The sequence below is a fragment of the Oscillatoria sp. CS-180 genome, from assembly GCF_028330965.1.
Taxonomy (GTDB): Bacteria; Cyanobacteriota; Cyanobacteriia; order Phormidesmidales; family Phormidesmidaceae; genus Halomicronema.
The window spans coordinates 252,183-278,633 of the sequence record NZ_JAQMUB010000088.1 but is presented as its reverse complement, the minus strand read 5'-3'; the positions used below and the strand labels follow the sequence as shown (position 1 = coordinate 278,633).

Below are 26,451 nucleotides of genomic sequence, written 5' to 3'. Positions count from 1 at the left end.
ACAGCGACAATGACGGCACCGACGACGTGATTGAAGGGGGCTATGTTGACGGTGACGGCGATGGAGAAGTCGATGGCCCCGATACAGACAACGATGGTATTTCGGATGTGGTCGATGGTGCGCCCAGTACCTTTGGTGATGCGGGCACCCCCGGTTCTCAAGATACTGACAACGACGGTGTCTCGGACATCTATGACCTCGATTCTGATAATGACGGCATTGTTGACACCAAAGAGGGCACGGGTGACCTGGATGGCGATGGTATCCCCAACTACCTCGACCTCGACACCGATGGCGATGGTCTCAGCGACCTGCAAGAGTCAGGACTCAGCCCGGCGGACATTGCTGCCCTGGATACCGATAACGATGGCGTCATTGACCCTAGCAATGCCTTCGGCCCTAACGGTCTATCTGACGATGTTGAAACTGCGCCTGAGTCTGGCGTGCCGGACTATGACGGTGATGGCACACCCGATGAGCCAGCCGATACGGATGGCGACGGGGTTGATGACTACAAAGACCTCGACTCGGACAACGATGGCATCAACGATGTCTTGGAAGTGGGAGGTACGGACACCAACGGTGATGGCCTGGATGACAATACCGGGGGCGCTGACACCGATGGCGATGGCATTCCCGATGCGCTAGACCCCAGCAACGGCGGCACGCCTGTTACCAATCCCGACACGGATGGCGACACCATTGCTGACTTCCGTGACCTGGATTCTGATAATGACGGCATCAACGATGTGCTGGAAGCGGGCAACGCTGACAGTGATGGTGATGGTCTGGTTGACGGTAGCGACACTGACGGTGACGGCATTCTCGATGCAGTTGACCCCAATGCGGGCTTCGGCGACAGTGGCGATATGCCTGCGCCTGACACGGATGGTGACGGCATTGCTGACAACCTAGACCTAGACAGTGATGGCGACGGCATTAACGATGTCCTGGAAGGCGGTAACACGGATAGCGATGGGGATGGCTTAGTTGATGGGCCTGACACAGATGGCGACGGCATTGCTGATGCAGTTGACCCCAATGCGGGCTTCGGCGACAGTGGCGATGTGCCTGCGCCCGACACGGATGGTGACGGCATTGCTGACAACCTAGACCTAGACAGTGATGACGACGGCATTAACGATGTGTTGGAAGGCGGTAATACCGATGGCGATGGGGATGGCTTAGTTGATGGTCCCGACACGGATGGCGACGGCATTGCTGATGTGGTTGACCCCAACGGTGGCTTTGGCGACAGTGGCGATACGCCTGCACCAGATACCGATGACGATGGGGTTACCGACAATTTAGATCTAGATTCCGACAACGACGGCACTAACGATGTCATTGAGGGCGGTAATCCTGATACGGACGGCGATGGTTTAGTCGATGGCCCCGACACGGACGGTGACGGCATTGCTGATGCGGTTGATCCTAATCCTGGCTTCGGTGACCAAGGTGATCCGCTACCGCCCAACAATGACACGGACCCCACTCCTGACTATCTTGACCCCGACAGCGACAACGACGGCACCGATGACGTCATTGAAGGCGGCTACACCGACACTGACGGTGATGGTGAAGTGGATGGTCCTGATACCGATGGTGATGGGATTCCCGATGATGTTGATGGTCTGCCCAATACCTTCGGTGACAGTGGCGATCCGGGTGCTCAAGACACCGATGGCGACGGCATCCCAGACATCTATGACCTGGACTCCGATAACGACGGCATTGTCGATACCGAAGAGGGCCTAGATGACCTCGACGGCGACGGTATTCCTAACTACCTTGATTTGGATACCGATGGCGACGGTCTCAGTGACCTGCAAGAGTCGGGCCTGAGCCCAACCGAAATTGCAGCACTCGACACCGACAACGATGGTGTCATTGACTCCAGTAATACCTTTGGTCCCAACGGTCTTGCCGATGATGTTGAAACTGCGCCTGGGTCTGGCGTGCCGGACTATAACAATGATGGTGTGGCCGATGAGCCAGCGGATACGGACGGCGACGGGGTTGATGATTACAAAGACCTCGACTCTGACAACGACGGCATCAATGATGTCTTAGAAGTGGGGGGCACTGATACCAACGGTGATGGTCTCGACGACAATACCGGCGGAACAGACATCGATGGCGATGGCATTCCCGATGCGCTAGACCCCAGCAGCGGCGGCACGCCTGTCACCAATCCTGATACGGATGGCGATACCATTGCCGACTTCCGTGACCTGGACAGTGACGACGACGGCATCAACGATGTGTTAGAAGGTGGTAACCCGGACGGTGATGGGGATGGACAGATCGATGGCCCCGACACGGATGGTGACGGCATTGCTGATGCGGTTGACCCCAACGCCGGCTTTGGCGACAGTGGTGACATGCCTCCACCGGATACCGATGGTGACGGCATTGCCGACAATGTTGATTTGGACTCCGACAACGACGGCACTAATGATGTCATTGAGGGCGGTAATCCTGATACGGACGGCGATGGTTTAGTCGATGGCCCCGACACGGACGGTGACGGCATCGCTGATGCGGTTGATCCTAATCCTGGCTTCGGTGACCAAGGTGATCCGCTACCGCCCAACAATGACACGGACCCCACTCCTGACTATCTTGACCCCGACAGCGACAACGACGGCACCGATGACGTCATTGAAGGGGGCTACACCGACACTGACGGTGATGGTGAAGTGGATGGTCCTGATACTGATGGTGATGGGATTCCCGATGATGTTGATGGTCTGCCCAATACCTTCGGTGACAGTGGCGATCCGGGTGCTCAAGACACCGATGGCGACGGCATCCCGGACATCTATGACCTGGACTCCGATAACGACGGCATTGTCGATACCGAAGAGGGCCTAGATGACCTCGATGGCGACGGTATTCCTAACTACCTTGATTTGGATACCGATGGCGACGGTCTCAGTGACCTGCAAGAGTCGGGCCTGAGCCCAACTGAGATTGCGGCGCTTGATGTAGACAATGACGGTGCCATTGACCTAACCAATAGCTTTGGTCCGAATGGTCTTGCCGATGGCGTCGAAACGGCTCCTGAGTCTGGCGTGCCGGATTACAACAATGATGGCGTTGCCGATGAGCCTGCCAATACGGACGGCGATGGGGTTGACGACTACAAAGACCTCGACTCCGATAACGACGGCATCAACGATGTCTTGGAAGTGGGGGGCACTGATACCAACGGTGATGGTCTCGACGACAATACCGGCGGCACCGACACGGATGGCGATGGCATTCCTGATGCGCTAGACCCCAGCAACGGCGGCACGCCTGTTACCAATCCCGACACGGATGGCGACACCATCAAGGATTTCCGTGACTTGGACTCTGACAACGATGGCATCAATGATGTGCTGGAAGGCGGCAATCCTGATGCTGACGGTGATGGTCTGGTTGACGGAGGCGACACGGACGGTGACGGCATCCTGGATGCGGTTGATCCTAAAAATGGCTTTGGTGATAGTGGCGATACGCCGGCACCGGATACGGATGGTGATGGCATTCCCGACAACGTCGATTTAGATTCCGATAATGACGGCACCAATGATGTGCTGGAAGGCGGCAATCCTGACGGCGATGGAGATGGTCTAGTCGATGGCCCGGATACGGACGGTGACGGTATCCCCGATGCTGTTGATGCGGACCCCGGTTTCGGTGACCAGGGCGATCCGCTTCCTCCTAACAGCGACACGGACCCCATACCCGACTATTTGGACCCTGATAGCGATAACGACGGCGAGAACGACGTTGTTGAAGGGGGGTATCCAGACAGTGACGGTGATGGCGAGGTTGATGGGCCGGATACGGACGGTGACGGCATTCCGGATGTCGCTGATGGTCAGCCCGATCGCTTCGGTGATGACGACAGTGCTGGACCTCTCGATAGCGACGGTGACGGTGTACCCGATGCCCTCGACGTGGACTCCGACAACGACGGCATCATTGACACCGAAGAAGGCAATGCCGATCTCGATGGCGATGGCATCCCCAACTATCTTGACCTAGATAGTGACGGCGATGGCCTCACCGATTTGAAAGAGTCCGGTCTCAGCCCTGCGGACATTGCCGCACTGGATACCGATAACGATGGCGTCATTGACCTCACGAACCCGTTTGGTTCCAACGGTTTAGCGGACGCTGTGGAAACGACTCCTGACTCTGGCAGCCCCGACTATAACGGCGATGGTGTTCCTGACGAGCCGGTGGATACCGATGGCGACGGCGTTGACGACTACAAAGATCTCGATGCTGACAACGACGGCATCAATGATGTGCTGGAAGTCGGGGGCACGGACGCTAACGGTGATGGCATTGATGACCATACAGGGGGTACCGATAGCGATGGCGATGGTATTCCCGATGCCCTCGATCCCAACAGTGGTGGCACTCCTGTTCTGAACCCTGACACCGACGGTGATGGAATTGTTGATAACCGCGACCTTGACTCCGATAACGACGGCATCAACGACGTGCTTGAAGGGGGTAATACTGATGCCGATGGCAATGGGCTAGTCGATGGACCGGATACCGACGGTGACGGTATTGCTGATGTTGTTGACCAGGCCAATGGCTTTGGCGACAGTGGCGATGTGCCCGTGGACACCGATGGGGATGGCATTATCAATAGTCGTGATTTGGATTCTGACAACGACGGCGTCAATGACGTCCTGGAAGGGGGCAACGCCGATGCGGACGGTAACGGGCTCGTCGATGGTCCCGATAGCGATGGCGATGGTATTGCCGATGTCGTTGACCAACTGAGTGGCTTTGGCGACAGCGGCGATACCCCTGCACCAGATACCGATGGCGATGGCGTTGCCGACAGTGTTGATTTGGATTCCGACAACGATGGCATCAATGATGTCTTGGAAGGAGGCAACACCGATGCGGATGGTAACGGCCTCGTGGATGGTCCTGACACGGACGGTGATGGCATTGCGGATGTCGTTGACCCTGTAAGCGGCTTCGGTGATGGTGGCAACCCACCTGCACCAGATACGGATGGTGATGGTGTTGCCGACATTGTTGATTTAGATTCCGATAACGATGGCATTGGTGATGTTCTGGAAGGGGGCAACACCGATGCGGACGGCGACGGTCTTGTAGATGGTCCCGACACGGATGGCGACGGCATCGCCGATATCGTTGACCCAGTCTCTGGATTTGGCGGTAGCGGCACGACAACTGCTCCCGACACCGATAGTGACGGCAAACCCAACTATCTCGATCTTGATACCGATAATGACGGCATCTTTGATATTGCTGAAAGCGGCAATGGAGATAAAGACAGTAACGGTGACGGGATTGCTGATGGCCCTGACACGGACGGCGACGGCATTATTGACAGCGTCGATCGCACGAACGGGTTTGGTGGTGTTGACAACAGTGGCAATCTAGACGCCAACGGTGACGGTATTCCTGATTACTTGCAGACTGTCACTAACCGGGGCAGCGGTGGTCAAGACAACATCACAGGCGGCGACGGGAATGACATCATTAACGGCCTGAGTGACACTGATACCCTCGATGGTGGGGGTGGCGACGATATCGTTAATGGCGGTAGCGACCTCGACAAGGTTCTGGGGGGCACTGGCAACGACATTCTGAACTCGGGTAGCGATAACGATAACGTTGAGGCTGGCAGCGGCGATGACATCGTCAATGCGGGCAGTGGTCACGACACGGCTTACGGACAGGAGGGTAAAGACCTGCTGAACGGCGGCAGTGGTAACGACACGCTGGATGGCGGCGCAGGGGATGACCTATTGGACGGGGGTAGCGACAATGATGTGCTTCACGGTCAGGAGGGTCAGGACCTGCTCCGAGGCGGTTTAGGCAACGACGTTCTAACAGGAGGACTCGGACCTGATCTGCTGTTTGGCGGCCAAGGGGACGATGTGTTCCGCTATGAGCAGGTCGGTGATTTTGGCGACATGATTCTCGACTTTGAGATTGTGCGCGATCGCATCGACCTCAGCACCTTCCCAGAAGCAACAGCAGACGCCCTTCAGCTTGAGCAGGCCGGCGTCAATACCCTGGTCAAGCTGAACATCAACGGTTCTCCCCAAACCGTTGTGACCTTGCAGAATGTCAATGCCGATACGTTGAGAGATGAGCATTTCATTCTGCATGGCGAAAGCGTTGTCTTGACTGCGGGAGCACCGACCACGGTCAATAGCACGGCAGCTGCTTTACCCGCCAATCAGGCGGATGATTACATTGCCTCTCATCCAGACCTCATTGCTGCCTTTGGTTACAACCTGGAAGCGGCCCAAGCCCACTATGCTCAATCGGGGTCCCAAGAAGGGCGTGCTGTAGATACCTTTGCCGAAGACCTCTATCTGGCCTCAAACCCAGATTTGATAGCTGCCTTCGGGTACAACTTAGAAGCTGCAACCCAGCACTATATCGAGCGTGGCTTTGCTGAGGGGCGTAATACAGCCCTCTTTGACCCTCAGCGCTATTTAGCAGCCTATCCAGACCTGCAAGTCGCTTTCGGAAATGATTGGACGGCTGCCACTCGACACTATATCGAGTCGGGACATGCAGAAGGTCGTGACCCGCTGCTGGGCGTTGATTTTGGGGCCTACGTTGCCTCTTATGATGACCTCACTAGCGGCATTGGTTATGACTTGGGTATGGCACGGCAGCACTATGCCGAGTTCGGAGTCAAAGAGGGACGAACCATCTCCTTCCAGGCAGATGACTACATCGCCTCTCACACCGATTTAATCCCTGCCTTTGGGTATAACCTCGATTTGGGAACAGAGCACTTTGTTCGCTTTGGTATGGCGGAAGGACGTGCTCGTGATGGCTTCGATGAGTCAACTTATCTAGGTCAGTATGCTGACTTGCAGGCCGCTTTTGGTAGCGATCTCCAAGCCGCAACCCAACACTACATTGAGTTTGGTTTCTTTGAAGGCAGAACGGTTGGGTAGTTGATGGTTTAAGAGCGGTCTGACTCAGTCAAACCGCTCTCGGTGGAGTTCCTGATCATTGTTCGACAACCGAGCCGCAATAGAGAGGATGCTTGTCCTCCTGTTGCGGCTTTATCAATAAAGGAGGGAGGTTAACTTGAACTCTGGCTGCCTAGACGAGGTTCGGTTCCAGCCATCAGTCGCTGGATATTAGTACGGTGGCGGAGAATGACATAGAAGCTACCGGCGATCGCCAACAGAATATACGGCAACGGCTGATGAAGAGCCAACATGAGTACGACGGAGGCCAAGGCGGCCATAATCGACCCCAAGGAGACAATTCTAAAGACGGTCAGAGTCAACGCAAAGATCCCAGCGACACCGAGTCCCACAGGCCAGGACAAAGACAGTAACACCCCTAACCCCGTCGCCGCCGATTTTCCACCAGTCCAGTTCAACCAGACAGAACGGCTGTGCCCCACGATGGCTAATAGGCCAGCGATCGTCATCCACCAGGGAACAGTCTCTAGAAAGGTCGGAAAATTGGCGTAGGCGATGGTCAAGATCCATTGGGTTAACAGAACTGCGGAGACCCCTTTTAATAGGTCAACCACTAAGACACTCGCGGCTGCTTTTTTGCCGACAACTCTGAGAACGTTAGTTGCGCCTGTATTACCGGAGCCGTGCTCTCGAATATCAATTCCTTTAACTGCTTTGGTCGTCAAATATCCCGTCGGGATTGACCCTAGGAGATATGCCGTAAGTAGTAAGAATACTCCAAAAATCCAAGCCATTCTCCGTCTCTCTGACAGAACTCCACTGTTCAGTTTACTGTTCAGCGTTAACCTGGAAATTTCCTTCACAATGAAGTTTTGCGAAGGAAAATCGTGCTTTGAGAGGTCAAATCTGAGCCTTTGATTTCGCTGATTTCTGCCTTCAGTCTTGATGCGATCAATCGGTGCGATCCGCTTAGCTGAGAAACTCCGTTCCAGAAAGCTTATATAGCAAACGCTTTGCTTTATGTTCTATGCTTCCTAAGCCACCGTTCTGAATGTGCCCAATGGAATAATGGGCGTTATTTTCCGACGCTATAAAAGAAAGATTATTGGATTCATTTATGATTCTTTTTCATCTGCATGAGGAGGATTAATCGAAAGTCTAGGATGGCCTCCGTCGATGCGAGTAGACGATCTGTTTTTTTCCAAAAAGTCGACGATCCAAGCTTCTTCAATCCAAGTTTTACAAACGACCGCGAGAGGTAATGCCAAAATTAACCCTAGTAGCCCCAAAAACTTGGCAAAGAAAATTTGAACAATCAAAGTTGCTGCGGGTAATAAAGCGACTCGCTTTTGCATCATCATTGGGCTAAACCAATAGCTTTCCAAATTCTGAATGAAGATATAAAGAATGAGGACCGCGATCGCGCTGCCAAAGGTTTGCGACAGAGCAACAATAATGGGGAAAATCGCACTCAGGGCTGGGCCGATATTAGGAATGAAATTGAACAGTCCTGCCAGCACAGCATTGGCAAATGGATAAGGAACCCGCAGAAGAACTAGCCCGACAAAGCTCAACGTAGCAACAAACAAGGCATTGATGGAAACGCCCCCCAACCAGCACAGCAAGGCCTGCTCGCACTTCGAGAGAATTTCATCAGCACGTCGTCGATAGAACGAGGGAAATAGACGTAGGAGTAAGTTGCGATAGGCATGGGGATCGCTCAAAAACATCAGTGTGAGCACGACTAGAAGCAAAAGCTGTAGCAGAGTCGCCACTGAGCCAGAGAAAAAGCTGACGAAGTTGCCAAAGAATTGACTGCCAAACGTTGCAAATTGCTCAATCAACTCGGATGGTTCTGGCAAATTGAATTCGGCATTAGTGTCGATCCACCAGCGCGGCGGATTTTCCAGCGTCCTTGCCAGCCAGCTATCTAAGCGGTTGAGACCTTCGGGTACGAGCTGTAGAAGCTGCTCGAACTGTCCCACAAAGAGCGGCAGCACCAGCACAATAAAAATCGTCAACCCCAAGAACACGAGACCGAGCGTGGCTAAAACAGCCCTGGAACGGCGGAGATGAAAGGTATTCATAAAGCGCCGAACTAGACTGTTGAGGGCGATCGTCAGAACCACTGCCGCAAACACCAGCAGCAACACTGCGCGGAACTGCCAGATCATGACCAAAGCAATGACAAAGCAGACCAGACCAATCCAATCCGAAAGCTTCATCTTGTAACCCCGTTATCGCGATTGACTATCGTGACGGCAGACGCTTTGAGCCTCGACTCAAAATTCAAAACTCAAACCTGATATCCAAAAGTACCCTAGCGATCGCCCTACTCTGACCCGCTAAGCACTGAAGTATTTTGCAACCGGATGATAAGCCATAATCGCCGTCGTCGATTGTTCGGGATAGAGCTGCTCACTCTCATCCATATACATGCCGATGCGATCGGTCTTTAATAGATCGAGCTGTATGGCCTGGTCAGGAATATAGGGGCAAGCAGGATAGCCGAAGCTGTAGCGAGACCCCTGATAGCGCTGTTGCAAAACCTCACGAATCGTCTCTGGCTCCTGATCGCCGTACCCCAATTCATGACGGATACGGGCGTGACCCCATTCCGCCAGTGCTTCAGCAGTCTGCACCGACAAACCATAGTAATAGAGATAGTCAGTGTACTGATCGGCCTGAAAGAGTTTCTGAGCAAACTCCGTTGCCACTTCACCGACGGTGACCGCCTGCATCGGGAACACGTCAAATTGTCCCGGCTTAGCTTGGTCTTTGGGTAGAAAGAAATCGGCAATGCAGAGACGGCGGAGGGATTTTTGACGGGGGAAAGTGAAGGTCGCCAGGGGAGCCGGTGCAGACGACAGAATAGGGTTTGTCGTGACCGCTGGATCGTAGATGTGAAGGGAGTTGCCCTCAGCTAAGCAAGGAAAATAGCCATAGACAATTTGAGGATGCAGCAGGTTTTCAGCTAGAATCCGCGCCTTCCAAGTGTGCAGGATGGGATATACCTTTTCTTTTAGAAAAGCATCGTAGTCCTCCCGTGACTGATCTTTGGGTTTGCGGAACTGCCATTGACCTACAAAAAGAGCCTGCAAGTCGAGATACCAAAAGACCTCGTCTAAAGGAATGTCGTTTGGCTGCAAAATGCGCGTTCCCCAAAAAGGAGGCGTTGGACGAAGAATATCAGCGTCAACCGCCTCAGACCGTTGAGTATCTAAAATGAATGGCGGTGCCTCGGAAGCAGCGGACAGATTATCCCCCGTTTCAACCTCTGCCTTCTCTTCTGACGGCTGACTCCCATCTCCTGACTCTACGGGCTCCACTTCATCTAAAAATCCCTGTAAATCATCCCAATTGTCAGCGGACTTTGCCGGCATGAGCTTGTCCATAAAGTGGAGATCTGCAAAGGCATCTTTGCCATAAATGACCTGTCCTTTATAGGTATTTTGACAGTCGCCATGAACAAATTTGGGGGTGAGGGCAGCTCCTCCCAAGATGACAGGAACAGTGATGCCCTCCTGATTGAAAGTCTCCAGGTTATCTTTCATGAAAGCGGTGGACTTCACTAAAAGACCACTCATGGCAATGCAGTCAGCCTGATGTTCTCGGTAGGCCTGAATGATGGTTTCAACAGGCTGTTTGATACCCAAGTTGACGACTTTGTAGCCGTTGTTGGACAGGATGATATCAACTAGGTTCTTACCGATATCGTGAACGTCGCCTTTGACTGTGGCAATCACGAACGTACCCTTGCCGGAACCATTACTGTCAGACTTGTCCATAAAGGGTTCCAGATAGGCAACAGCCGCTTTCATCGTTTGGGCTGATTGCAGGACGAACGGTAACTGCATCTGACCCGAACCAAACAGTTCTCCAACAACTTTCATGCCGTCTAGCAGAAACACGTTAATGATATCGAGGGGGGCGTATTGCTGAAGGGCATTCTCTAACGCTTCTTCTAAACCAATGCGTTCGCCATCAATGATGTGCTGCTTAAGGCGTTCTTCGATGGGCAAATCCTTAGCGATCGCCTCTTTCTTTTTCAGGCTCTTACCTTCAAACAGTGTCGTGAGCTTAGTGAGGGGATCATAGGTGACAATATCGCCATCATATTGGCGGCGATCGTAGATCAGGTCGCGGCAGATTTTCTGATGCTCGGGGTCAATCTTGGCGAGGGGCAGAATCTTGGCCGCGCTGACGATCGCACCATCCAGCCCGACCTGCATCGCTTCATGGAGGAATACCGAATTGAGGGTGACGCGAGCCGCTGGGTTAAGGCCAAAGGAGACATTTGAGACGCCCAGCATAATGTGGCAGCCTGGTAGAGCTTCCCGAATCATACGAATCGACTCAATGGTCTCCTGTCCATTGACACGGTCTTCCTCAATGCCGGTAGAGATAGGTAGGGCCAGCGTATCGAAGAACAGTTCGTGGGCGGGAAGGCCATATTCCAGCGCATCGCGGTAGGCTCGCTGGGCAATCTGGAACTTTTTCTGGGCAGTTCGGGCCATGCCGTCCTCGTCGATGGTGCCAATGACGACCCCAGCACCGTACTTCTTGGCAAGTTCCAGCACTTGAAAAAAGCGCTCCTCACCATCCTCATAGTTCGTAGAGTTGAGGATGCACTTACCGCCAGCTACTTTCAGACCAGCCTCCATCTTGGTCCACTCAGTGGAGTCCAACATCAACGGCAGCGTGACGTTCGTGACGAGGCGAGACACGAGTTCATGCATGTCTTGTTCACCATCGCGCCCAACGTAGTCCACGTTGACATCCAGGACGTGGGCACCTTCTTTGACCTGCGATCGCGCCAGCGCCACCAGACCATCCCAGTCTTCGTCGTTGAGCATAGTGCGGCACTTCTTGGATCCACTTGCATTCAAGCGCTCACCCACAATGAGAAAGGAGTTGTCTTGATCGTAGGGCTGCGGGCTGTAGATAGAGGCGGCAGAAGGGACGTAGTTGAGGGCAGGACGAGGGTCGGTCTCTTTGGATAAATTTTGAATTTTGAATTTTGAGTTTTGCATGGTCTGCTCTCCCCGCACGGGTCGTTCTTTGGGGTGTAGAGTTTTGGCAATTTCTGCCAGTTGAGCAATGTGATCGGGGCGGGTGCCGCAACAGCCGCCAATAACTTGGACACCCAAGTCCTCAACAAAGTGCATAAGGGCCATCCGCAGCTCTATGGGAGAGAGATGGTACACGGCGTGTCCACCAACGTTTTCGGGCAGTCCTGCGTTGGGAATACAAGAGATGGCGAAAGGAGACTGCTCTGAGAGGTGTTTGACGTGATCTTTCATCAGGTCCGGACCGGTGGCGCAATTCAGCCCCAAAACGTCGATGGGGTAGGGTTCCAGAATGGCAAGCGCGGCGGCCATTTCGGTACCGACCAGCATGGTGCCCTGCTGTTCCATCGTGACGGAGACCATCAGCGGAATCCGCTCTCCCCGTTCCTCAAAGACTTCCAGAATGGCGTTGAGGGCAGCTTTGATTTGCAGCACATCTTGACAGGTTTCCACCAGCATGAGATCGACACCACCATCCAGCAGTCCCTGAGCCTGCTCCACATAGGCTGCTTTCAGCGTATCGAAATCAATGTGTCCCAATGTGGGCAGTTTGGTGCCCGGCCCCATGGACCCGGCTACAAATCGCGGCTGTTCTGGAGTGGAATAGTCTTCGGCAATTTGCTTGGCTAGAGCGGCAGCTGTTTTGTTAAGTGCGTAGGCGCGATCGGCCAAGTCATACTCAGCCAATACAATAGACGTCGCGCCAAAGGTGTCTGTCTCAATAACATCGGCACCGGCTTCTAGAAAACCACGATGGACTTTCGCGACCGCTTCGGGTCGAGTCATCACCAAGTATTCGTTACAGCCCTCATACTCTGGCCCACCAAAATCTTCTGCGGTGAGGTTTTGGACTTGCAGATTAGTGCCCATGGCCCCGTCAAACACGATGACAGGACGCTCAGGGCTATGAAGGCGATCAAGAAAAGTGCTTGGCATGATTCCACGGATGGGGTGTCAGACAGCGGTTCGTTGAGAAACAGCTCTAGGTGCAAACCGTCGAGACTTCTATTATTCAACAATCTTAAGACTTACGCACCAGCCGCTGCGCTCGTAGAACTGATATCGCTAAGGAATGGAATCGCTTAGGACAGCAGTAAATCAAATAGGCCGTCGTCGATTTCGTAGCCCAGCATTTGAGTCATGAATTTTAAGCGCGTCATTTGCTGAACGCCTTGCTGCTGCAGCCAGTTTGCCACGACAAAGATCTTGTTCATCACAAAAATTTCCAGCGCTTCAGGGTTGTAGCGGATGCCGTCTTTGGGGCTGAACTGATGCGGCACCAGCATCGCTGCATAGCGTCCCAGCTCGCCTGCCTCCCAATCCAACACAAACGGCAACCACGGATAAGTCGCGTCCAAACGGATAAACCAAAGGCGAATCTCGGGGATTTCGGAGAGTTCTCTCGGGTCGGTGGGGTCGCGAGGAAAATCAATGTCAAAAGCGAGTCGGACGTCGGAGTCAAGCAGGGTTCCTTTTTCGATCAGTGAGTCAATCAGCTGCTGTGCTGCGGTGATGTCTAATTGGGTCAGCACATCTGCTGTGAGTTTGAGCGTGTGGGCCATGAGCGATCGCGTCCAATTGCGTCTTCTCTATTTTGGCAGGAACTCTGGCGAGTCTAACCAATCGTGCCATGATAGTGAGGTTTGTTAGCGGTCTTGCAGGCTGCGATCGCTGTCGTCTGAATTGCGCTGGTTTATGTCTACGTCGCCCATCCGAGTTTGTATCACCCTTGGCACTCGTCCTGAAGCCATTAAGCTGGCCCCAGTGATTCAGGCCTTTCGTCAGGCTGGCGATTTTGAAACATGCGTTGTCCTCACTGGGCAGCATCGTGAGATGGTAGCTCAGGTGATGGAGCTGTTCCAGCTGAGTGCTGATGAAGATCTCGACATTATGCAGCCGAAGCAGACGTTGACCGATATTACCTGCCGCAGTTTACAGGGCTTAGAGCAGTGCTTTCAGCGACTACAGCCTCAGCTCGTGATCGTTCAGGGCGATACCACAACGGCCTTTTCAGCTGCCCTTGCTGCCTTCTATCAGCGCATTCCCGTCGGTCATGTGGAAGCGGGTCTGCGAACCGACGACTTGCTGAATCCGTTTCCCGAAGAAGCCAATCGACGATTAATTTCCCAAATAACGCGCCTGCATTTTGCTCCCACGGAAACAGCGGTTGGCCATTTGGCTAAGTCTGGCGTTATCGGTCAGGTTCATCAGACGGGCAATACCGTGATCGATGCCTTGCTGACGGTTGCGGATCGCAATCCCCCCTGTTCGATCAACGGTTTGGATTGGAACCAGCATCGTGTTTTGCTCTCCACGGTTCACCGCCGCGAGAATTGGGGTGCGCCTTTGCAAGACATCGCGAAGGGATTTCTCAATATCCTGGAAGCCTGCCCGGATACGGCTTTACTGCTGCCCCTGCATCGCAATCCGACTGTCCGGGAGCCTCTCACTCAGGCGTTAGGCCATCATGATCGCGTCTTCCTCACGGAACCGCTGGACTATGGTCAACTGGTGGGAGCCATGCAGCGCTGTACGCTGCTGCTAACCGATTCGGGTGGTCTTCAAGAAGAAGCACCTGGATTAGGCAAGCCCGTTCTGGTGTTGCGAGAGACCACTGAGCGGCCAGAGGCGATCGCCGCAGGTACCGCTAAGCTGGTTGGCACCAGTCCGCAAGCCATTGCGACGACTGCTTTAGATCTGCTCAACTCGTCTGACGCTTATGATGCTATGGCAAAAGCCGTCAATCCTTTCGGAGACGGTCGTGCCTCTCAGCGGATTGTGGAGAGCGTGCGCCAGTATTTCAGTTCGCTGTAAGGGATGTCATCCATTCTAGATAGAGGACCCTTCTGAAATCGCCCCTATCCCGCAATAATGAATGATGACCCTCAGCGACTCCCCTAGCTATGAAGCGTAATCTGACGGAGGGCCCGGTTGGTCCCCATCTTGTAAAACTCACTTTGCCAATGGTGTGGGGCCTGTTCGCACTTATCGCGTTCAATCTGGTAGACACCTATTTCGTGGGGCAATTGGGCACTGCCCAACTGGCGGCCATGAGCTTCACGTTTCCTGTCGTTTTGACGTTGGGTAATCTCGCTTTCGGATTGGGGGTTGGCACCACTTCAGTGATTGCGCGGGCGATCGGAGAAGGGGACATGCAACGGGTGCAGCGCTTCACAACCAATAGTTTGACCCTGGCGCTGACGGCTGTCCTGCTCTTTGCCAGCATCGGCTTGTTCACGATTGATCCGCTGTTCCAGGCCCTGGGAGCGGGTCCCGACATCTTACCTTTCATTCGCGAATACATGCGGGTTTGGTATTTCGGCATCGTGTTTTTGGTGGTGCCGATGGTCGGCAACAGCGCGATTCGGGCCGCAGGAAACACCCTCACGCCCAGCATCATCATGACTGTGGCAGCGGGCACCAACATTGTGCTCGATCCTCTCCTCATCAACGGCGCTTTGGGCTTTCCTCGACTGGAGCTACAGGGGGCAGCGTTGGCGACGGTCATTGCCCGGGCGGTCTCGCTGGTAGCTGCCTTGCTTGTTTTACGCTTCAAAGAAAAACTGCTTTCGACCCAAATTCCCAGCATCCAGGAAACGCTTTGGTGCTGGCGCGACATTCTCACTGTGGGTTTGCCGGCTGCCGCTGCCAGCATGATTACACCCATTTCGATTGGCGTCGTCACCAGTTTCCTCGCGATCCACGGAGCCGCTGCCGTCGCTGGGTTTGGCTTGGCGTCTAGAGTCGAATCATTGGCCTTGATTGCTATTTTTGCCCTGGCATCAAGTATGGGACCCTTTGTCGGGCAGAACTGGGGCGCCCATCACATTGGCCGAGTCCGTCAGGCTCTGAGCCAGGGATACCGCTTCTGTCTTGGCTGGGGACTGCTGATGGCGGTCATATTAGGGGTGGTTGCGAGACCCTTGGCCGGTATTTTTAATCCTGACCCCACGGTGATTGCGATCGCCGCTCGATACTTGTGGCTAGTTCCCATTAGCTACGGGGCGGCAGGTATGCTCCAAGTGACCAGCTCTGCCTTCAATGCTATGGGGAAGCCGATTCCATCCATCATTATCACCAGCGCTCACATGGTCGGATGCTACATTCCGCTAGCCTACATCGGTAGCCGTGTTGCGGGTCCTGTTGGCATCTTTGGTGCAGCGGCGATCGCGAATCTCTTGGTTGGATTTAGCGCTTATGGGTGGAGCCGCAGAACCTGCCTACGGCAGACAAAAGTCGTATCGGCTAGCGGCTGAGATACTTGAGTCTTAGTCTCTTGCTCATAGGACTTACGCACGGGCCCCCTTGCATCCCCCAATTTTGGGGGACGTTGCATCCGGCTTCCCCATATTTGGGGATTAAGGGGCCAAAGTCGGATGCAACTGCGTAAGTCCTGGCTCAGTTGAATTGTCCAGGCATAAGGTTGATTGTGAATTTTAAGTCTGCACAGCAGTCATTACTCAAATGATTACCTTTTCTGAGCGGCGTGATATTGCGATTAGCCAGATCTTGCCGATTTATTTTGCCAACAGTTGGTCTTCAGCCCAGAAACCTCAAGCGCTGCACCAGGCTCTGCTCAATTCTCACAGTCTGATTTCAGCCTGGGACGGGGCTAGACTGGTTGGCATTGGCAACGCGATTTCTGATGGTTTCCTGGTGGTTTATTACCCGCACCTGCTGGTGCATCCAGACTATCAAGGGCAAGGCATCGGTCAGGGCATCATGGATATGATGAAGCAGCGCTATCGGGCAATGCATATGCAAATGCTGGTGGCTGATAGTGAGGCGATCGCATTCTACGAAAAATGTGGATTTACCAGAGCGGGTCAAACAGAACCCATGTGGATCTATGCCGGGACTGATCATTAGGCCAAAGCGCAGGAAGCGGAATGGGGAACTGTGTCGAACTTGGGCCGAAATTGGTTTGATAGAGTGAAAGCAACGATCAGGATACGTTGAACCCATGACTCTTGCGATCGATCAGCAAATCCAACAGGGACCGCTAAATTTTGAGGAGTTTCTGCTTCGATACAGTGGCGACAACCGTTATGAACTGATCGATGGAGAGGTATTTGATTTGGAGCCAACAGGGCCGCATGAAGAAGTTGCAGCCTTCATCACCACCAAGATTTGCGTTCAAATTGACCGAGCAGCTTTGCCCTGGTTTGTGCTTCAGCGAAGTTTGCTGAGACCTGCCAATGTGGGTATGACAGCATTTCGCCCTGACGTCGTGGTGATCAAACGGGAAGAACTGGTTAATGAGCCGCTTTGGGCTGATCAGTCAATCTTGACTCTGGGTAGCGCTATCCCATTTGTGGCAGAAGTCGTTAGCGGCAATTGGCAAAACGATTATGCCCGTAAAGTGGAAGACTATGCAGTTCTGGGCATCCCCGAATATTGGATCGCCCATTACGCTGGGCTAGGGGGGACTCGACATATTGGTAAACCCAAATGCCCTACCCTCTCTATCTGCACATTGGTCGATGGAGAATATGTAATTCAGCAATTTCGCGGTGATCAGACCGTTGTGTCTGAAACCTTTCCAGACTTGCGATTGACTGCTGATGAGGTCTTGAAAGCGGGTCAATAAAACGCGGCCATATCAGATTCGCTTATGCAGGGGATGAGACAGTGCCGTAGAGATCGTAGACATCTGCGGCATCAATACGCACTGTAGTTAACTGTCCCAGGGGGGCTGTGCCTTGGAGATAGACTAAGCCATCGACGTCGGGTGCGAATCGGGTCGATCGCCCAATCATTTCACCCGACGCTGGATTGACTTGCTCGACCAAAACATCGACCGTTTTGCCAACTTCGGCTTGGTTGTGCCGTAAGGAGATTGGCTGTTGGGCCTGCATAATGCGATCGCGGCGATCGTCCATCACCGACTGCGGAATTTGATTGGGCAACGTGGCGCCAGGAGTACCTGCTTCAGCAGAGTAGGTGAACACACCAACGTGATCAAACTCATGGCGCTGCACAAAGGCCAACAGGTGTTCGAAATGCTCCTCCGTTTCGCCGGGAAATCCCACAATAAAAGTCGTTCTCAACACGGCTTCTGGGAGAGCATCTTTAATGCGGTCAATGATGTCGTCATTCACTCGTCCCTGCCAAGGACGGTTCATTGCCCGCAATACGTCAGGGTGTGAATGCTGGAGCGGTAGATCTAGGTAAGGCAGTACATTCGGCACGTCTTGAATAGCCTGAATGACCTTGGGAGTAAGTCCAGTGGGATAGGCATAGTGCATCCGAATCCACGGCACATTAACCTCCCCCAACGCCTGAAGCAGTTCTGCTAGCTGTGGCTTGCCATAGAGATCGACGCCGTAGTTGGTCGTAATTTGGGAAATCAGGACCAGCTCTTGGACACCCTCGGCGGCTAGCTGATGGGCTTCCGTCACGATGGATTCAATGGAGCGCGATCGCTGATCGCCCCGCAGATGAGGAATGATGCAGAATGCACAGCGATAGTTGCACCCTTCAGCGACTCGTACATAGGCCGTTCCCTCAGCTGTCGTGCGATAGCGAGGAACCGTTTCGTCCGCAATATAGGTGGGTTCAGCCGAGACCTCTTTGACGCGCTCCCCAGCCTCAGCTCGTTCAATGACATCCACAATCTTGTTGTAGTCGCCTGTGCCAACTAGCGCTACAGCTTCTGGAATTTCCTCTAGCAATTCATGCTGAAAGTGCTGTGCCAAACAGCCTGTGATGACAATTTTCTTTTGGGCTTCTGCCAGTTCGACTAAGGTGCGAACCGATTCCTCGCGGGCAGACTCAATGAAGCTACAGGTGTTGACAATCACATAGTCGGCCAAGTCTTCATTGGAATCGACCCCGTAGCCAGCCTGCACCAGCAGTCCCAGCATATGCTCGGTATCAACGCGATTTTTTTCACAGCCTAGATGAGTAATCGCGATCGTGGGTCGGCTAATGGCAACAGTCATAAGTCGTGTCAGTCTGAATCGAGGATTAACGTGCTTTCAACCTTTCATCGTAAAGCCTTTGTTCTATTTCGTGGGAAATGTTTCAGCAGAAGGCTGTTTTTAGCGGCAATGAAGGCTCAAGAAGGGGAACGCTTGGGGTAAATTGGGTTAGGTAGAGGAGCGTGTGACGTAGCTTTAGCCGTTTGGGTTAGTGCACCCAGGAGCGTCTATTGACTTGGCGCATAGCCAGATAGCTTGCCGTCTTGTTCTAATGGAACTGGTGACAGCTACAAACCATCCGCTACTTCTGATTGGCGATTGAGTTTTCGCATTCGAGACCAGTTCACGTGAGCCTAACGACTATCTTTAAAACGATAACTCCAGTGCTTGGAGTCGTTCATCTCTTGCCGCTACCGACATCCCCTGATTGGGGCGGAGATTTGCAGCGAGTGATCGACCGTGCTGAGCAAGAGGCCACCGCTCTGGCTTCTGGTGGCGTTAACGGCATCATTGTGGAAAACTTTTTCGATTCTCCCTTCACTAAGGGTGTGGTTGATCCCGCTGTGGTGAGCGCCATGAGTTTGGTCATTCACCGCATGCAGCAATTGGTGACGGTCCCCATTGGTGTCAATGTGTTGCGAAACGATGCCAGAAGTGCAATGGCGATCGCCTCGTGTGTCAATGCTCAGTTTATTCGGGTTAATGTGCTGACGGGCGTCATGGCCACCGATCAGGGACTCATCGAAGGGTGTGCCCATGATCTGCTCCGCTATCGTCGAGAACTGGGCAGCGATGTCAAAATTTTGGCTGATGTACTGGTCAAACATGCTCGTCCTCTCGGCTCACCTAATCTCACCACTGCCGTTCAGGAAACGATTGAGCGGGGACGGGCCGACGGTATTATTCTCTCCGGTTGGGCTACTGGGAGTCCTCCGAGTCTAGAAGATTTAGAACTGGCGAAGGCCGCTGCTAAAGACAGCTCTGTGTTGATTGGTAGTGGTGCCAGCTGGGAAAATATTGGCAAACTCATTCAATCCGCTGATGGTGTCATTGTCGCTAGCTCCCTTAAACGCAAAGGTGATATTCATCAACCCATTGATCCCATTCGCGTCCGTCAATTCATGGAATCTTTAGAAGCAGGTGTCTCTATTCGCGAGTCTGCATCGGCCTACCAGCCCGTCGTTGCAACATAAGTTGTTGGGTCTGACGGGTAACTCATGGACTAACCGATGTTGATCGAGAAACCTGTATAGCGATCTTGATTTACTGCCCGGATCGGCTTGGGCACACTAATACTGCTTCTGTATGAAGCTATTGCGTGACCTTTTGTCCGATAGCTGATGTTTGTTGGCGCTTGGATTAGCTTGAAAGATATCGCTCCAGCCTTAGGCTGGTGTACCCAATAGCATCCGGGTGCGGCCTATAGTCCAACGGCTCGCCGTCTTGTTCTAATGGAACTGGTGACGGCTATGGCAAGCGTTCTCTTTGTTCCCACTAGTAGACAATCCGTGCATCTTACCGACTCCCTATCAAACCGCACAATTTTGCGATCGCACCCGAAACATCCGCGATCGCCACACCATGTTATGAGGTATTTCAACGATGGGAATGCGTAGAACTGATCGGCGGGACAATTCCTATGACAACAGTGTTAAATACCCGCATTCACGATCATCCGAACCTGTATCGCCCCACCATGCAGAGAGTTTGCTGGCAACTATTCGATCGCAGCGTGATGAAGCCAAGCAGCAGGCCCAAAAAAAGGCCGAAGAAGCAGAGCGCAGCTATCAGCTCTACTCTGAAGAGCAGCAGAGGTATCAAAGCACGCTGACCCTGTATCAGGAAGAACAAGAGAAGGCAGCGTCCTATCTCACACTGTACGACCAGGAAAAGATTCAAAGTGGTCAGTGGTTGGCGAAATACGAAGAGGCTCAGGCCGAGAGTCAAAAATATCTTGCGCTCTACACCGAAGCTGAAACACAACTCAAGTTTGAGCGCCGTTCTAAGGCGGGTATTAAAGGGTGGGAAACTCGTCGTAAGCGAGAAAACGAGCGTTTGAAGCAAGAGATCGCCGATATGATGGTTGTTCTACGCGACTCTATGGCGCGTGAAGGCGAAGCGGTGACGGCATTAGAAGAGGTGGCGGGTCGTATGGATCGAATTCAATCTTTAGTGAACTCGGTCGATGACGAGACGGACGATACGCCTCTGGGCATGCTGCAAAAGCTGAAGCGTATCTGGCAAGCTATCAAAGACATCATGGCGGAGTAGGGAGGACGCAGCATGAGCAATGATCTGACGACGCCAAAATCCTCTCTAGGCGATCGCATTCGTCAACTGACGCAAAAGCTTAGACAAGAGAGCGAGATTCAAGCCCACGCTACGGCTAGAGTATTAGGGGCAGCAGCAGCGATCGCGCAAAATCAGGACGCTCTGATTGATGAAGTGGTTGACATGGTGGAGGATGACCTTGAAACGCAAGCCGCGATCGCCGATGCCCAGTCTTATACGGTAGAGGCTCTGAAGCAGCAGTTTGAAGACTTTGCGACAGCTAAAGCGCACTTTAACCTGAAAGCTAGAAGTTGGGCGGCATTAGTCAACAAGCTCAATCAACAAGCTGCTGCGCCATCAGGATCTACTCCTGCAACGCCGGCTCAAGCAAAATCGACTCAACAAGATGTTGTGCAAAAGCTGGAAGCTATTGACGCCAAGGTGGATGGGCTAAGAGCTGACATGAATCAAGTGGTGCAGCTTCTCACGTTGTTGGTCGAGAAAGAATTGAACTGATCTGAATTTGCGGGCACAGTACTTTTCCGCCTTGCTCTCAAACGACTTGAGGTGAAGCGCTAAGATTAACCCACTGAGACCTCTGTCAAGCTTTAGGTTTTTGGGCCAGGATGGCACGGTGACGTGGGTCTGTTTCAGCAGTCGTAATGTGCTGATAGCCGATGTCTGCTAAAGCGGCCTCAATATCAAACGTGTAGTAGTCGTCGCTCCAGGGTTCGGTACTCTTCATCAGGGTGAATAGAACCGGTGGGAGCTTTTGGATGACGGCTGATTTGGGATTATTATCCGCGATCGCTAACGTGCCCCCTGGTCTCAGCAACCGCAACGCTTCCTGAAAAATGGCGCGGGTGGCAGTGCGCGGCAGCTCATGGGTCACGAACTGAAGGGTAATCACATCAAAGGTGTTGGCCGGTAGACCCGTGCTCTCAGCGTTGGCATGAAGCCACTGCGCGATTTCATTGTGACTGTCTCGCTGCTGGGCAACTGTCAACATGTAAGGGGACAAGTCCAGCCCTATTGTTTGCACCGTGTCTGTCTGCTGCTGAAAAAAGCGATGCAGGGTTAGGGTTGAGAGACCGACAGAACAGCCCATATCCAGCACATTGTGGACTGGGTGGGTGATGTAGGTTTTCAGCACCGCGTGAAAAGTGCTGCGTAACCGTTCGTGGGCTGCCTGCCAAGTTAGCGCCTCATCGGGCCAGACCCGCAGGGCCATTGAATAGGTTGCTGAAGCCGCTTCAAAGGCGGCTTGCCAACACAAATTACCCGCATCATAGGCATGAAACGGAACCTGATAATAGTCCGGATAGGTGATAGCTGCATTGTCCAGGACGGGCAGCAGCGATTGGATGTCCGATGCCTCTAGTTCAGCACAGGTTTGCCGCCAGGGAATGCCGTTTTTCTCAGCAGTCTTAATCAAGACTTGCCGCGCTTGATGCTTCATCAAGGCGTATAGCGGCTTGGTTCGAATCAGCTGGTTGACAACTTTGGATAAAAGGTCGTCACCGGCCCAAGCGGGTTTCTGAGTACCAGTTGCGGTCATAGACTCTGTCGCTCTGCATCTCCATTGATACTAAGCGACAGCCCCCATGAGAATCAAAAATTATTCGGGTCTAAAGAGCGTCCGCTATTAGGATTCAGCTGAGCCCCTGTACCACCATCAGCTGGATCTAAAAAAGGCTGAAGGTTGATGCCGCCGCGAGTGGAACTGCCTGAGGGAACACCCAAAATATCGTCTAAGCCATCTAGAGCGCTGTCACCTTCGACGAACGTGTTCACGCCATCGGTCGCTTGTCCCTGGTCGGCTAGAACGAGATTATCGAAGACGCGATCGCGGGTCAATACTGGGTCTTGTCCCTGGGGTACGGTGAATACGATGCGGCAGCTCGACACAGCTTCGGTGGTAACACAGACCGTGTTGTAACCGTTCTCCATCGCTGTTTGCAGCTCTAACAGACCATCAGGACGGTAGCTTTCGAGGCGGCGGCTAATTTCCTCACAGCGTCGTTCTGCTGGCCAAGCACTGCCCATGTCTTCAGGCGTTGCCCAGGCATACATAGCTCCAGGTTCGCTCCTAGGTGAGTACATCACGGTGTATTCACCATTCTCTAGTTGGCAGCTAAATCGGGCTATTTGATCGACATCGGGTGAGTCTTCAGGTAAGGGAACTTCGGCATCTTCGGTGTCAGGGGTTTCAGTTTCAGTAGATGATTCCGATGGTTCGGTTTCAGTCGATGTCGTTGTATCAGGGTCTGTCTGAGCGATCGCATAATCGCTGCCTGCCAGTCCGACTGAAATGCTTAAACTGCTAACTAAACCTGCTGACAACAAGCTTTGCCACACCTTGGCCATATTGATAATCCCCTGGCGATCGCCAACTAGATTCTTTTCTAAAAGTAATGACGATTTTTTAGGTCTGTGGGTTTCTGTGAAGAAGCTTTGCACAATGGGCTAAGTTGCCTCAAATGTTAATTCGCGATCGCAAACACGATTTCGAACATCATCGTCATGAAAAATGCCGATCAAAGCACAACCTTGGGCTTTGCGTTCTTCAATTAACTGCATGACGACTTCACGATTTGCTCCATCGAGTGCAGCTGTCGGTTCATCAAGCAACAGGATGGGATAATCCATGGCAAATGCCCGAGCAATATTTACCCGTTGCTTTTCACCGCCTGAAAAAGTTGTCGGGGAAAGATACCACAAGCGCTCTGGTAAATGGAGCCGATGAAATAAGTCCTTGATTCTGTCTTGAGCCGTTTCAGCATCTAGACCTGCGCCCATCAGAGGTTCAGTTGCGATATCGAGTGCCGGCACCCGAGGAATCACCCGTAGAAATTGGCTGACGTAACCAAGGGTTTGCTGTCTAACGGCAATCAGTTCGTGAGGCTCTAATGTTGGCAAGTTGACCCAAGTTCCTTGATGCTTGACCCAAATAGCTCCTGAATCAATGCGATAGTTGGCGTAGAGCGATCGCATGAAGGTTGATTTACCTGAGCCAGAAGGACCTTTGAGTGCAATACATTCTCCGGCCTGAACGAGTAAGGAAACGCCATTGAGAACAGGTAAACGAATGCCGCCTTGGGGATGTAAAACAAAACATTTCCACAAGTTCTCTGCATAGAGTAAGACATCCTCCGGTCGGTCAGTTTTTGCATGCAGATCGGGTTGATTTAGTGCTTCTATCATCATTTTCTGTCCATAAAATGTATAGAAATCTTCTCCAAGAGCACAATTAAAAGCCAGTGCAAGATTATGCTTCTAAAATAGTCGTAACAATCAAAGCCAAAACTTTTTGAGCTGCTTTTATCGTCTGTTGAAGACTTGTTTGAATCGGCAAAGTCTGATTTTTGAACATAGTCGTTGTGATAGCAGCATCCAATTGATAAAGTGCTTCGCACAGGGCATATCCTTGACGAAGGTAGGCTGTGGTTTCCCGCTTTTGAGTCGCTAGAGTGTCTACTGCTCTAATGGTGGTGTGTAGGAGTGCGTGGCAGGCTACAGGACTGGCATGGGTCCATGCTGATACAAGAGTTGATCTCGCGTCATACTGATGCGAGTCTTTGCAGGATTGGGATATTAGCATTTCTGATCGCTCTAACCAGTAATTGCAACGAGTTTGTGTCCACTGGATTAGCATCGGAAAGGATAGCTTGAGGCGATCGCAGAGAGGCAACCGTCCTTGATAGGGTGGAAAAGTCTGTGGCATCTCTATTGCCGGTAACTTCACTGACAGTGTATTTACAGACCGTAGCCAAGCAGCGATCCCCTCATCTGTAATGGAGAGTGTTAGCCATCCCTGGTCATTGCTGTTAATAGATATGTATTGGGTGAGCGCTTGTGCGTCCGCAGGTTGAAACAGGATTGGAGGAACGGTTACTCTCAGAATGTCTACCAACTGGAGAGATACGGCGACCGGATCTGCTCCAAGGCTGGTAGCGAGTGCGAGTGCGATCGCTGATCGATAGCCTATTGTCTCACGAGTAATCAGATCACTAACGCTTATTCTCTCTTCAAGTAAATATACTGAACTCAAAGATTTAGCACCTTCGAGGAGTATACTTTTTGACATTACTTTCAGGGAAACTATTGGGTGCAAGTTAGCTAGATTCTCGGATGTCCCCATTTATTCTGAGATGAGTATAATCGGCCAATAATCTTGGAAGAGAATTCTTAGCAATTTCCGGTACTCGATTTCACCTAATCAGTAGTCTATTTAATAGAAACAATACGTAAGCTTTAGTTTAATATGGAGAAAATTCACAAAATATTTTGCGTGGATTTTTCCATTAGGTGCTTATATCGTTTGCCCCCAAGCTTATATTGTTTGCCTCGATTCATGGATGGAGCTGCCTTAGGCCTTTTCCAGAATTAGGCCAGTTTGAGTCTGCAAGGTCACCGTAGTCAATTTCAATGGATGTACATATGTACCCAACATCTTCGGCTAATCAGGCACGTCCTTTTCTCACCTGGCAGAGAATTTCAGACTGGGCGCAAGAGCATTATCGCTGTCGTACTTTTGTGAAAGATGAGCGCATTCCCTCTCGACCAGGATTGCTATATCTAGTTCAAAGAGGCGCTGTACGGCTGACGGGCAATGCCCAACTCAGCGTTGACGTTTCTTCGGAAGAGGATGTTGTCACCACTCCTTTGATGGCTCAAGACGAAGAAGCCTTTTTGGGTTTTGTAGGGGCGGGGCAACCTTTCGAGATCATTGCTCAGTCTCCATTTTCGCTTCAGAGCTTTGCTCATGTGGATCAAACAACGGTTATCTGGCTCTATTGGCACGATTTGGATAATTGGCCGCATTTTCGTCGTGAGGTTTTGGAGGCCTTTCGGCATCAGCATCAGCGCAAGTTATTGTGGCTCAGTACTCTGGGACAACGCCGCACTATTGATCGGCTGATAGGATTTTTGACGCTTTTGATTGAAGAATTTGGTGAAGCGTCTGCCGAGGGCTACTATCTTCCTTTTCCACTTACCCACGCTCAGATTGGTAGTGCAATCGGTTCGACGCGGGTAACGGTGACTCGGTTGATGGGTAAGTTACGTCAACGCGGCATCATTACGAGTCATGGCGACGGCCTAATTTGTCTGCCCGGAGAAATGCCTCTCAGCAAGGAAGCCTAATGGCCTAACTCCGGTGGCGTAGTCTAGCAATGCCTCCAAAGCTTTTCAAGACAGGTTGTTTACCGATGAGACTGTCAAGGGTGTCATAAGTCG

Annotated in this window: 18 protein-coding genes; 9 read left to right on the top strand and 9 right to left on the bottom strand. The window is 52.4% G+C overall.

The window, feature by feature from the left end:
• The first annotated feature begins 26 nt into the window (after nucleotides 1-26).
• Nucleotides 27-6,971, top strand: coding sequence for a hypothetical protein (locus PN498_RS23285; RefSeq protein WP_272065807.1), 6,945 nt, complete (start codon nucleotides 27-29; stop codon nucleotides 6,969-6,971).
• Nucleotides 6,972-7,102: 131 nt separating this feature from the next.
• Here PN498_RS23285 and plsY read toward each other — a convergent pair whose 3' ends face one another.
• The 4 genes from plsY to PN498_RS23265 form a co-directional block, all read right to left on the bottom strand.
• The gene (gene plsY / locus PN498_RS23280) at nucleotides 7,103-7,744 is read right to left on the bottom strand and encodes a glycerol-3-phosphate 1-O-acyltransferase PlsY (RefSeq protein WP_272065806.1); all 642 of its coding nucleotides are present in this window, start codon (nucleotides 7,742-7,744) and stop codon (nucleotides 7,103-7,105) included.
• A gap of 321 nt (nucleotides 7,745-8,065) precedes the next feature.
• Nucleotides 8,066-9,175: an AI-2E family transporter gene (locus PN498_RS23275; RefSeq protein WP_272065805.1), complete on the bottom strand. Its 1,110-nt coding sequence runs from the start codon at nucleotides 9,173-9,175 to the stop codon at nucleotides 8,066-8,068.
• Nucleotides 9,176-9,295: 120 nt separating this feature from the next.
• Nucleotides 9,296-12,955 carry a methionine synthase gene (metH, locus tag PN498_RS23270; RefSeq protein WP_272065804.1) on the bottom strand — a complete coding sequence of 1,220 codons (3,660 nt, stop codon included), beginning with the start codon at nucleotides 12,953-12,955 and terminating at the stop codon, nucleotides 9,296-9,298.
• A 146-nt stretch (nucleotides 12,956-13,101) separates the two neighbouring features.
• Nucleotides 13,102-13,581 (bottom strand): CRR6 family NdhI maturation factor, encoded by a 480-nt coding sequence (locus tag PN498_RS23265; RefSeq protein WP_272065803.1) that lies wholly within the window; start codon nucleotides 13,579-13,581, stop codon nucleotides 13,102-13,104.
• Nucleotides 13,582-13,714: 133 nt separating this feature from the next.
• Between PN498_RS23265 and wecB the strand changes: the two genes are divergently transcribed.
• The 4 genes from wecB to PN498_RS23245 all read left to right on the top strand — a co-directional run bounded on the left by wecB (nucleotide 13,715) and on the right by PN498_RS23245 (nucleotide 17,609).
• On the top strand, nucleotides 13,715-14,833 hold the full coding sequence (gene wecB, locus PN498_RS23260; RefSeq protein WP_272065802.1) for a non-hydrolyzing UDP-N-acetylglucosamine 2-epimerase: 1,119 nt from the start codon (nucleotides 13,715-13,717) through the stop codon (nucleotides 14,831-14,833).
• Between the two features lie 89 nt (nucleotides 14,834-14,922).
• Entirely contained in the window at nucleotides 14,923-16,275 is a 1,353-nt protein-coding gene (locus PN498_RS23255; protein WP_272065801.1) for an MATE family efflux transporter, read from the top strand.
• A gap of 208 nt (nucleotides 16,276-16,483) precedes the next feature.
• Nucleotides 16,484-16,888 (top strand): GNAT family N-acetyltransferase, encoded by a 405-nt coding sequence (locus PN498_RS23250; RefSeq protein WP_272065800.1) that lies wholly within the window; start codon nucleotides 16,484-16,486, stop codon nucleotides 16,886-16,888.
• 94 nt (nucleotides 16,889-16,982) lie between these two features.
• On the top strand, nucleotides 16,983-17,609 hold the full coding sequence (locus PN498_RS23245) for a Uma2 family endonuclease (protein ID WP_272065799.1): 627 nt from the start codon (nucleotides 16,983-16,985) through the stop codon (nucleotides 17,607-17,609).
• Between the two features lie 22 nt (nucleotides 17,610-17,631).
• On the opposite strand, the gene rimO is transcribed toward PN498_RS23245, so the two are convergent.
• Nucleotides 17,632-18,963 carry a 30S ribosomal protein S12 methylthiotransferase RimO gene (gene rimO, locus PN498_RS23240; protein ID WP_272065798.1) on the bottom strand — a complete coding sequence of 444 codons (1,332 nt, stop codon included), beginning with the start codon at nucleotides 18,961-18,963 and terminating at the stop codon, nucleotides 17,632-17,634.
• A gap of 326 nt (nucleotides 18,964-19,289) precedes the next feature.
• Between rimO and btpA the strand changes: the two genes are divergently transcribed.
• From btpA to PN498_RS23225, 3 genes are all read left to right on the top strand, one after another.
• A complete protein-coding gene (gene btpA, locus PN498_RS23235; protein WP_272065797.1) occupies nucleotides 19,290-20,135 on the top strand; it encodes a photosystem I biogenesis protein BtpA in 846 nt (281 codons plus the stop codon).
• 409 nt (nucleotides 20,136-20,544) lie between these two features.
• The gene (locus PN498_RS23230; RefSeq protein ID WP_272065796.1) at nucleotides 20,545-21,213 is read left to right on the top strand and encodes a hypothetical protein; all 669 of its coding nucleotides are present in this window, start codon (nucleotides 20,545-20,547) and stop codon (nucleotides 21,211-21,213) included.
• Nucleotides 21,214-21,225: 12 nt separating this feature from the next.
• Nucleotides 21,226-21,729 (top strand): hypothetical protein, encoded by a 504-nt coding sequence (locus PN498_RS23225; RefSeq protein ID WP_272065795.1) that lies wholly within the window; start codon nucleotides 21,226-21,228, stop codon nucleotides 21,727-21,729.
• A gap of 85 nt (nucleotides 21,730-21,814) precedes the next feature.
• Here the strand turns inward: PN498_RS23225 and PN498_RS23220 are convergent, their stop codons facing one another.
• The 4 genes from PN498_RS23220 to PN498_RS23205 all read right to left on the bottom strand — a co-directional run bounded on the left by PN498_RS23220 (nucleotide 21,815) and on the right by PN498_RS23205 (nucleotide 25,264).
• Nucleotides 21,815-22,771 (bottom strand): class I SAM-dependent methyltransferase, encoded by a 957-nt coding sequence (locus tag PN498_RS23220; RefSeq protein ID WP_272065794.1) that lies wholly within the window; start codon nucleotides 22,769-22,771, stop codon nucleotides 21,815-21,817.
• Between the two features lie 53 nt (nucleotides 22,772-22,824).
• A complete protein-coding gene (locus PN498_RS23215; RefSeq protein WP_272065793.1) occupies nucleotides 22,825-23,673 on the bottom strand; it encodes a COP23 domain-containing protein in 849 nt (282 codons plus the stop codon).
• A gap of 6 nt (nucleotides 23,674-23,679) precedes the next feature.
• Complete coding sequence (phnL, locus tag PN498_RS23210; protein ID WP_272065792.1) at nucleotides 23,680-24,420, bottom strand: phosphonate C-P lyase system protein PhnL; 741 nt, start codon at nucleotides 24,418-24,420, stop codon at nucleotides 23,680-23,682.
• A 61-nt stretch (nucleotides 24,421-24,481) separates the two neighbouring features.
• On the bottom strand, nucleotides 24,482-25,264 hold the full coding sequence (locus PN498_RS23205; protein ID WP_272065791.1) for a hypothetical protein: 783 nt from the start codon (nucleotides 25,262-25,264) through the stop codon (nucleotides 24,482-24,484).
• 389 nt (nucleotides 25,265-25,653) lie between these two features.
• Here PN498_RS23205 and PN498_RS23200 point away from each other — a divergent pair, with 389 nt between their 5' ends.
• Nucleotides 25,654-26,358, top strand: a complete 705-nt coding sequence (locus tag PN498_RS23200; protein WP_272065817.1) for a Crp/Fnr family transcriptional regulator — start codon at nucleotides 25,654-25,656, stop codon at nucleotides 26,356-26,358.
• The last annotated feature ends 93 nt before the right edge of the window (nucleotides 26,359-26,451 follow it).

What these genes read in the sequence shown, in the direction of transcription:
- PN498_RS23200 (WP_272065817.1), top strand. Translation starts at nt 25,654, where the DNA reads ATGTACCCAACATCTTCGGCTAATCAGGCACGTCCTTTTCTCACCTGG.
- PN498_RS23250 (WP_272065800.1), top strand. Translation starts at nt 16,484, where the DNA reads ATGATTACCTTTTCTGAGCGGCGTGATATTGCGATTAGCCAGATCTTG.
- PN498_RS23220 (WP_272065794.1), bottom strand. Translation starts at nt 22,771, where the DNA reads ATGACCGCAACTGGTACTCAGAAACCCGCTTGGGCCGGTGACGACCTT.
- PN498_RS23225 (WP_272065795.1), top strand. Translation starts at nt 21,226, where the DNA reads ATGAGCAATGATCTGACGACGCCAAAATCCTCTCTAGGCGATCGCATT.
- wecB (WP_272065802.1), top strand. Translation starts at nt 13,715, where the DNA reads ATGTCTACGTCGCCCATCCGAGTTTGTATCACCCTTGGCACTCGTCCT.
- PN498_RS23230 (WP_272065796.1), top strand. Translation starts at nt 20,545, where the DNA reads ATGGGAATGCGTAGAACTGATCGGCGGGACAATTCCTATGACAACAGT.
- PN498_RS23275 (WP_272065805.1), bottom strand. Translation starts at nt 9,175, where the DNA reads ATGAAGCTTTCGGATTGGATTGGTCTGGTCTGCTTTGTCATTGCTTTG.
- metH (WP_272065804.1), bottom strand. Translation starts at nt 12,955, where the DNA reads ATGCCAAGCACTTTTCTTGATCGCCTTCATAGCCCTGAGCGTCCTGTC.
- phnL (WP_272065792.1), bottom strand. Translation starts at nt 24,420, where the DNA reads ATGATGATAGAAGCACTAAATCAACCCGATCTGCATGCAAAAACTGAC.
- rimO (WP_272065798.1), bottom strand. Translation starts at nt 18,963, where the DNA reads ATGACTGTTGCCATTAGCCGACCCACGATCGCGATTACTCATCTAGGC.
- PN498_RS23255 (WP_272065801.1), top strand. Translation starts at nt 14,923, where the DNA reads ATGAAGCGTAATCTGACGGAGGGCCCGGTTGGTCCCCATCTTGTAAAA.
- PN498_RS23265 (WP_272065803.1), bottom strand. Translation starts at nt 13,581, where the DNA reads ATGGCCCACACGCTCAAACTCACAGCAGATGTGCTGACCCAATTAGAC.
- plsY (WP_272065806.1), bottom strand. Translation starts at nt 7,744, where the DNA reads ATGGCTTGGATTTTTGGAGTATTCTTACTACTTACGGCATATCTCCTA.
- PN498_RS23245 (WP_272065799.1), top strand. Translation starts at nt 16,983, where the DNA reads ATGACTCTTGCGATCGATCAGCAAATCCAACAGGGACCGCTAAATTTT.